4 protein-coding genes are annotated in these 5,191 nt (G+C 72.1%); 2 read left to right on the top strand and 2 right to left on the bottom strand.

Annotated elements, in window-relative coordinates:
• Both E1298_RS43860 and ileS read right to left on the bottom strand, forming a co-directional pair.
• A partial coding sequence (locus E1298_RS43860; RefSeq protein ID WP_131903295.1) for a DUF1707 SHOCT-like domain-containing protein occupies window positions 1–222 on the bottom strand: 222 nt, incomplete at its 3' end.
• Between the two features lie 152 nt (window positions 223–374).
• Window positions 375–3,563, bottom strand: a complete 3,189-nt coding sequence (gene ileS, locus E1298_RS43855; RefSeq protein ID WP_131903294.1) for an isoleucine--tRNA ligase — start codon at window positions 3,561–3,563, stop codon at window positions 375–377.
• Between the two features lie 534 nt (window positions 3,564–4,097).
• On the opposite strand from ileS, the gene E1298_RS43850 reads away from it, so the two are divergent.
• The gene (locus tag E1298_RS43850; RefSeq protein WP_424923216.1) at window positions 4,098–4,586 is read left to right on the top strand and encodes a TraR/DksA family transcriptional regulator; all 489 of its coding nucleotides are present in this window, start codon (window positions 4,098–4,100) and stop codon (window positions 4,584–4,586) included.
• A gap of 68 nt (window positions 4,587–4,654) precedes the next feature.
• Window positions 4,655–5,191 (top strand): signal peptidase II (lspA, locus tag E1298_RS43845; protein ID WP_243726211.1); only part of this gene is annotated, 537 nt, incomplete at its 3' end.

Below are 5,191 nucleotides of genomic sequence, written 5' to 3'. Positions count from 1 at the left end.
CGACTGCGGGGGAGGCGGCGGGAGGGGGTCCTCCTTGCGCATGTCCACCCGCGGACGCTCGGACGGCAGGTCGGCGAGGACGGGTTCCAGGTCGGCGTAGGTCTTGGCGTTGTAGACGACGTCGATGCGCTCGGCGTGCTCCTCCGGCGTGATGCGGCCCTCGGCCAGGGCCTCGCGGAGGCGGTCGGCGACCTGGTCGCGGTCGGCGTCCGATGCGCGCATGGGCGCGGGGGAGGAGGTGTCGGAGGGCTGCTCGGGAAGGTTCACCCCTTCATCATCGCAAACGCGATGTGTCGCGAAAAAGACCCTGGGGGACGGTTCTGCGCGATGACCGCGTCCGGTGGAGTGCCGGACGCGGTCATCGCGAAGTCCCGTCACGCCTTGCGGAGCCAGTAGCTCAGGCCCAGCTCGTCGTCGCGGCCCGCGTCGAGGCCGTCGGGACGTCCCTCGGCGACCGAGGTGGCGAGGACCTCGGCGGCGACCTCGGCGCCGTGCGCGCGCAGGGCCTCGGCCAGGTCGTCCCCGGCGGCCTCCCACCACAGCTCGATGCGGTCGGTGACGTCCAGCCCGGCGGCCTTGCGGGCCTCCTGGACGAGGCGGACGGCCTCGCGCGCCAGGCCCGCGCGGCGCAGTTCCGGCGTGACCGTGAGGTCGAGCGCGACGGTCTCGCCCGCGGCGCTCTCCACCGCCCAGCCGCTGCGGGGCCGTTCGGTGACGATCACGTCGTCGGCCGCCAGCCGGACGGTGCCGAGGTCGGCGGCCTCCACCGCGGCCGCGCCGCCGTCGCGCAGCGTGTGCACGAGGGCCGCCGGGTCGGCCGAGGTGATCGCCTTGGCCACCTTCGGGGTGTCCTTGGCGAACCGCTTGCCGAGCCCCCGGAAGTTGGGCTTGACCTCGTACTCCACCAGGTCGCCGCCGATCGAGGACAGCTCCTCGAAGGCCAGCACGTTCAGCTCCTCGGCGATCTGGCCGCGCAGCTGCGCCGGCAGCGCCGCCCAGCCGGGCGCGCCGACCAGGGCGCGGCCGAGGGGCTGGCGGGTCCGGACGCCGCTGGCGGCGCGCGCGGAACGGCCGAGCTCCACCAGCCGCCGGACGAGCCCCATCTGCGCGCTCAGGCCGGCGTCGAGCAGATCGTCCCGCACGGTGGGCCAGTCGGCGAGGTGCACCGACTCGGGGCCGTCCTCGGGACGGATCACGTCCCAGACGTGGTCGGTCACGAACGGCACCATCGGCGCCATCAGGCGCGTCAGGGTCTCCAGGCACTCGTAGAGCGTCGCGAACGCGGACGCGCCCTCGGCGCTCTCCGGGCCCTCCCAGAACCGGCGGCGGGACCGCCGCACGTACCAGTTGGACAGGTCGTCGACGAACTCGGCCAGGCGCCGTCCCGCGCGCGCGGTGTCGAACTGCTCCAGCGCGGTGTCGACCTCGCCGACCGTGCGGTGCAGCTCGGCCAGCGCCCAGCGGTCCAGCAGCGGACGGTCGGCCGGGGCCGGCGCCTCGGCCAGCCGGTCCGGCGTCCATGCCCGGCCCTGGGCCTGTGCCGCGTTGGCGTAGAGGACGAAGAACGAGGCGGTGTTCCAGTACGTGAGGAGCACCTTGCGGACGATCTCCTCCAGGGCGCCGTGGCCGACCCGGCGGGCGGCCCAGGGCAGCCCGCTCGCCAGCATGTACCAGCGGACGGCGTCGGCGCCGTGCTCGTCCATGAGCGGGATCGGGCGCAGCACGTTGCCGAGGTGCTTGCTCATCTTGCGGCCGTCCTCGGCGAGGATCAGCCCCAGGCACAGGACGTTCTCGTAGGACGACCTGTCGAACACGAGCGTCCCGACGGCCATGAGGGAGTAGAACCAGCCGCGCGTCTGGTCCTGTGCCTCGCAGATGTACTGCGCCGGGTAGGAGCTCTCGAAGACCTCCTTGTTGCGGTGCGGCGCGCCCCACTGGGCGAACGGCATCGAGCCCGAGTCGTACCAGGCGTCGATCACGTCCGGTACCCGCCGCGCCTCCGATCCGCACGTGCCCGATGCCGTGTCGCCGGGGCACGCGAACGTGACGTCGTCCACGTACGGACGGTGCGGGTCGAGCGCGGACATGTCGCTTCCGGCCAGTTCACCCAGTTCTTCGAGCGAGCCCACACAGGTGACGTGGTCCTCGTCGCACACCCACAGCGGCAGCGGCGTGCCCCAGTAGCGGCTGCGTGACAGCGACCAGTCGACGTTGTTGCGCAGCCACTCCCCGTACCGGCCCGTCTTGACCGTCTCGGGGAACCAGTTGGTCCTGTCGTTCTCCTCCAGCAGCCGGTCCTTGATCTCCGTGGTGCGGATGTACCAGGCGGGGAGCGCGTAGTAGAGCAACGGGGTGTGGCAGCGCCAGCAATGCGGGTAGCTGTGCTCGAAGTGGCCGCCGCGGAACAGCAGCCCGCGCGCGCGCAGGTCGTCGGTCAGCGGCTCGTCGGCGTCCTTGAAGAACTTCCCGCCGACCAGCGGCACCTCGCGCAGGAACCGCCCGTCCGGCCCGATCGGGTTGACGATCGGCATGCCGTAGCGCTTGCAGACGGTCATGTCGTCGCCGCCGAACGCGGGCGCCTGGTGGACCAGGCCGGTGCCGTCCTCGACGGTGACGTAGTCGCCCAGCACGACGTAGTGCGCGTCCGGGATGTCGACCAGGTCGAACGGGCGCCGGTAGGCGGTCCGCTCAAGCTCGGTGCCCTGGAAGGAGGCGAGCCGCTCGGCGCCCTCTCCGAGGACCTGCTCCAGCAGCGGCTCCGCCACCACCAGCACCTCGTCGGAACCCGCCGGGCGGGCCGCGACGTAGACGACCTCCGGGTGGACGGCCACGGCGGTGTTGGACACCAGCGTCCACGGCGTCGTCGTCCAGATGAGCAGGGACGCGCCCAGCTCGGCGAGCGGGCCGGACGCCACCGGCATCCGCACGTACACCGACGGGCTGGAGACCGTCTCGTACCCGCCGGGCTGGCCCAGCTCGTGGTCGGACAGGCCCGTCCCGCAGCGCGGGCAGTACGGCGTGATGCGGAAGTCGCGGAACAGCAGGCCCTTGTCGAAGATGACTTTCAGGGACCACCACACGGCCTCGACGTACTCGGCGTCCATCGTGCGATACGCCTGGGCCGTGTCGACCCAGAAGCCCATCCGCTCGGACATCTCCTCGAACGCGTCCACGTGGCGCAGCACCGACTCGCGGCAGCGGGCGTTGAACTCCGCGACGCCGTACTCCTCGATGTCCTTCTTGCCGGTGAGGCCGAGCTCCTTCTCCACGGCCACCTCGACGGGCAGCCCGTGGCAGTCCCAGCCCGCCTTGCGGGGGACGTGGTAGCCCTTCATGGTCTTGAAGCGCGGGAAGACGTCCTTGAAGACGCGGGCCTCGACGTGGTGCACGCCGGGCATGCCGTTGGCGGTGGGCGGCCCCTCGTAGAACACCCACCGGGGGCCGGACGCGGTGCGCTCCAGCGACCGCTCGAAGACCTTGCTCTCCTCCCAGCGGCGCAGCAGGTCCCGCTCCATGGCGGGCAGATCGACCTGCGCGGGCAGGGGCCGAAAACCTCGGCTCACGATGCGGACCTCCGGATCGACGTGTACTGCACGTGGACCGGAGGGACGAGACACTGCCCGGATCGTCCGGACGGGATCCCGCGGTACCACCCTCCTTGACCGCGCCGGAACGGCACGGTCCGCTTCGTTCGAGTCTCGGCCACCGGGTCTACTTGGCCGCGGACGCGGGGTCCGGGGCGGTTCTTCCGGCGGCTCCGGGGTGATCAGACCGCCGGGCTCGCCCCCGGGCTCGCACCGTCCCCGGGTCGCTCATGGCTGCGTGCGGCGGCAGGTGTCCCCATCAAAGCCTGCCGATACGACTGCTCGCCCCGACTCTAACGCAAGCGGGACGGTTCCTCTTCCGGTTATCGTCCCGCCCGCCCGGAGGGTCCGGCGCCGTTTCTTGACGAGATTCTGCGATCTCTGTGGTTTCCGCACGCTCGGGCACCGGGCATAAGCGGTCGGTAACAGACGCAGGTCGTTCACCGTGCCCGTGAAAGGGGACCTATGCTGCCCGCACTGCCCGTCGAGGCGATCAGCGCGAGGGAGGCCGACATGGCCGGCGCGGGGAGGGGCAAGACGCCCTCCGGCAAGAAGGCCCGGGGCACCGGCAAGGCGCTCACCGGCGGCAAGGCCGCGCGGGCCTCCTCGAAGGCGGCGGAGCTGCCCGTCCGCGAGGGGGAGGGCCACTGGACCGCCGCCGAGCTCGCCGAGGTGCGGGCCGGGCTGGAGGAGCAGATCGCCGCCCTGCGCGCCGAGATCGCCGCGTCCGCCAGCCACATCGCCGAGGGCGACACCAGCGAGGGCGCCGGCGACGACCAGGCCGACGCGGGCGCGAAGACCTACGAGCGCGAGCACGAGCTGGCGTTGTCCTACAATTCGCAGGACCTGCTCGCCCAGATCGAGCGGGCCGTCCAGCGGATGGACGCCGGCACGTACGGGATCTGCGAGTCCTGCGCCAAGCCGATCGGCAAGGCGCGCCTCCAGGTCTTTCCGCGTGCGACCCTGTGTGTGACATGCAAACAACGCGAGGAACGTCGCTGAGCGACTCAACGAACCCAGAGGGCGGGGCCGAGGAATCCACGGGATCTCCTCGGCCGCGCCGCGTCGGCGTGCTGATCGCCGTGGCCCTGGCCGCGCTCGCCGTCGACATCCTGTCCAAGACGATCGTCGTGGCGACGCTGCAGAACGAGGACCCGATCCGGCTGCTCGGCGGGCTCGTGACGCTGCGCGAGACCCGCAACAGCGGCGCGGCCTTCTCGATCGGCACCGGCTACACGATCGTCTTCACGGTGATCGCGTGCGGTGTGGTCGCGGCCATCCTGCGCACCGCCCGCAACCTGCGGAGCCTGCCCTGGGCCGTCTGCCTGGGCCTGCTGCTCGGCGGCGCGATCGGCAACCTCATCGACCGGCTGTTCCGCGCCCCGGCGCCCCTCAAGGGCCACGTCGTGGACTGGATCGAGCTGCCGCACTACCCGGTCTTCAACCTGGCCGACTCGGCGATCGTCTGCGGCGGCGTCCTGGCCGTGGTGCTGGCCGCGCGCGGCCTCCAGATCGACGGCACGCGCCTGGGCAAGGCCGACGACGAGCCCCCTGACAAGGACTCCGCCCCCGCGGAGGCGGCCTCCGCGGACCCGGCGCCCCCGGAC

The organism is Actinomadura rubrisoli (genome assembly GCF_004349215.1).
GTDB lineage: Bacteria > Actinomycetota > Actinomycetes > Streptosporangiales > Streptosporangiaceae > Spirillospora > Spirillospora rubrisoli.
The sequence above is the reverse complement of the archived record's forward strand: the minus strand, read 5'-3'. Positions and strand labels throughout refer to the sequence as shown.

What these genes read in the sequence shown, in the direction of transcription:
- E1298_RS43850 (WP_424923216.1), top strand. Translation starts at nt 4,098, where the DNA reads ATGGCCGGCGCGGGGAGGGGCAAGACGCCCTCCGGCAAGAAGGCCCGG.